Raw genomic sequence first — 2,454 nt, forward strand, 5'->3', positions numbered from 1 at the left:
ACCGCGAGCCGCGACGCGCTCGCCGCCGCGCTGCGCGAGCGGCTGCCCGACTGGACGTTCCTGCTGCCGCCGGGGGGCATGTCGCTGTGGGCGGACGTCGGAGGCCCGGTCGCGGCACGGCTGGCCGAGGCCGTCGCCCAGCGCGGGGTCCGGGTCGTCCCCGGGCCGGTGTTCGGCGCCGACGGCGTGCTGGAGGACCGGTTGCGGCTGCCCTACGTGCTCTCGCCCGCGACGCTGCGGGAGGCCGTCGGGCGGCTCGCCCTGGCCCGCGAGGACCTGCGGGACGCGCCGCCCGCCCGGCCCCTCCGCGTGCTGGTCTAGTCAGCGGCGGCGCCCGCCGGTCGATGCCCGCGGCCGGTGCTCGGGCCCGGGACCGGGGCCGGGGCCGGCTCGGGCGGGAGGGCCGTCCGGGCCGGTCAGGGGGCGCGCTGGATGTAGTCGACCAGGTGCTCGCGCTCGCTCTCCAGCGCGTCGATCGCGCTCTTGACGACGTCGCCGATGCTGACGATGCCGGCGAGCCGGCCGTCCGCCAGGACGGGGACGTGCCGGATGCGGTGCTCGGTCATGGTCCGGCGCAGCTCCTCCACGGCCGCGTCGGGCCCGACGGTGCGCACCCGGCCGGTCATGATCGACGAGACCGGCCGGTCGAGCAGGTCGGCGCCGTGCTCGTGCAGCCGGCGCACGACGTCGCGTTCGGAGGCGATCCCGGCGATGGCCGCGCCGTCCGGCGACACGACGACCGCTCCGATGTTGTGCTCGGCGAGCACGGCCAGCAGCTCGCGCACGGTGGCGTCCGGGCGGACGGTCGCCACGGTGCTTCCCTTGCTTCGCAGGATGTCGCGAATACGCATCTCACACGCTCCGGGGGTTCGGTGCAGGGTCGGCGGTGAGGGGGCTCCCGCCCAAGGTCGCACGCCCGGTGCGCGCCGGAAACCCCTGAACGGCAAAGCCTCACGGTTCGGCTACGACAGATGTCGCGGCATCGCAGGGGGATTTGCCCTCCGGCGACCCCGGTGTAACACCCGTCCCGAATGGTTACCTACAGTAGGTGATCAGTCGCAGCGTGTCCGTTCGCGGCTGACCGCGTCCGAGCACCCCGGGCCGAGTCCGGCCGGGGCCGGACCCACCAGGGCTGAAGGGAGTCGCCGTGACCGTTCCCCGCATCGTCATCGTGGGCGCCGGGTTCGCCGGCTACGGCACCGCACGCCGCCTCGAACGGGCGCTCCGCCCGGCCGAGGCGGCGATCTCGCTCGTCGCGCCGTTCGGCTACACGCTCTACCAGCCGCTGCTGCCCGAGGTCGCGAGCGGGACGCTGGACCCGCGGTCGATCGCCGGTCCGCTGCACCGGCTGCTGCACCGCACCCGGCTCGTCCCCGGCGTCGCGCTCGGCGTGGACCTGCACGAGCGGACGGTCACCGTCAACAAGATCGACGGCGAGCAGACCACGCTGCGCTACGACCGGCTGGTGCTCTGCCCGGGCAGCGTCACCCGCACCTTCGACATCCCCGGCCTGAAGGAGTACGGGCACGGGATGAAGAACCTCGCCGAGGCCGTCTACCTGCGCGACCACGTGATCGCGCAGCTGGAGCTGGCGGCGGCGACCCACGATCCGGACGAGCGCGCCGCGCGGCTCGGCTTCGTGGTGGTCGGAGGCGGCTACTCCGGCGTCGAGACCACCGCGAACCTGCAGCTGCTCAGCTACAAGGCGCTGCGGCGCTTCCCGCGGCTCGACCCGGCCATGCTGTCCTGGACGCTGGTGGACGTCGCGCCCAAGCTGCTGCCCGAGCTCGGGGAGCGGCTCGGCGAGGTGGCGACGCGGACGCTGCGGCGGCGCGGCGTGGACGTCCGGCTGGGCGTCAGCATCGACCGCCTCACCGCCGACGAGGCGCGGCTCACCGACGGCCGGACGCTGCCGTGCCGCACCCTGATCTGGACGGCGGGCGTGAAGCCGTCCCCGGTCGTCGCCACCCTGGACGCGCCCACCGAGAAGGGCCGCCTGGTCGTCGGCGCGGACCTGCGCCTGGCGGGCCACCCGGAGGTGATCGCGCTCGGCGACGCCGCCGCCGTCCCGGACCTGGTGAAGGGCGGCGGCGCGGTCTGCCCGCCGACCGCCCAGCACGCCACCCGGCAGGCGCGGATCGCCGCCGCCAACGTCGCGGCGGCGCTGCACGGCGGCAAGCCGCACGTGTACTCGCACAAGGACCTCGGCATGGTCATCGACCTCGGCGGGGCGCAGGCGGTCGCCCGGCCGCTCGGGATGAGCATGACCGGCCCGCTCGCGCAGCTCGTCACGCGCGGCTACCACCTGGCGACGGTCCCGGGGTACCGGGCCAAGGCGCGGGTGCTCGGCAACTGGGCGCTGCACGCGGCCGCCGGGGACGACCTGATCCGGCTCGGCTTCCTGGACACCCGCACGGGCGCGGCCGTCGACCTCGACCACACCGTGGCCGCACC

At 75.4% G+C, this 2,454-nt stretch carries 3 protein-coding genes; 2 read left to right on the plus strand and 1 reads right to left on the minus strand.

Annotation, left to right across the window (positions count from 1 at the left end; genetic code table 11):
• Positions 1 to 321, plus strand: a 321-nt coding sequence (locus AB0J52_RS36255) for an aminotransferase class I/II-fold pyridoxal phosphate-dependent enzyme (protein ID WP_500187433.1), incomplete at its 5' end; no start/stop codon positions are given.
• 95 nt (positions 322 to 416) lie between these two features.
• Here the strand turns inward: AB0J52_RS36255 and AB0J52_RS36260 are convergent.
• Entirely contained in the window at positions 417 to 851 is a 435-nt protein-coding gene (locus AB0J52_RS36260; protein WP_500187434.1) for a CBS domain-containing protein, read from the minus strand.
• 296 nt (positions 852 to 1,147) lie between these two features.
• On the opposite strand from AB0J52_RS36260, the gene AB0J52_RS36265 reads away from it, so the two are divergent.
• On the plus strand, positions 1,148 to 2,454 hold a 1,307-nt coding region (locus AB0J52_RS36265; protein WP_500187435.1), incomplete at its 3' end, for an NAD(P)/FAD-dependent oxidoreductase.

The organism is Spirillospora sp. NPDC049652 (assembly GCF_040675125.1).
Lineage (GTDB): Bacteria > Actinomycetota > Actinomycetes > Streptosporangiales > Streptosporangiaceae > Spirillospora.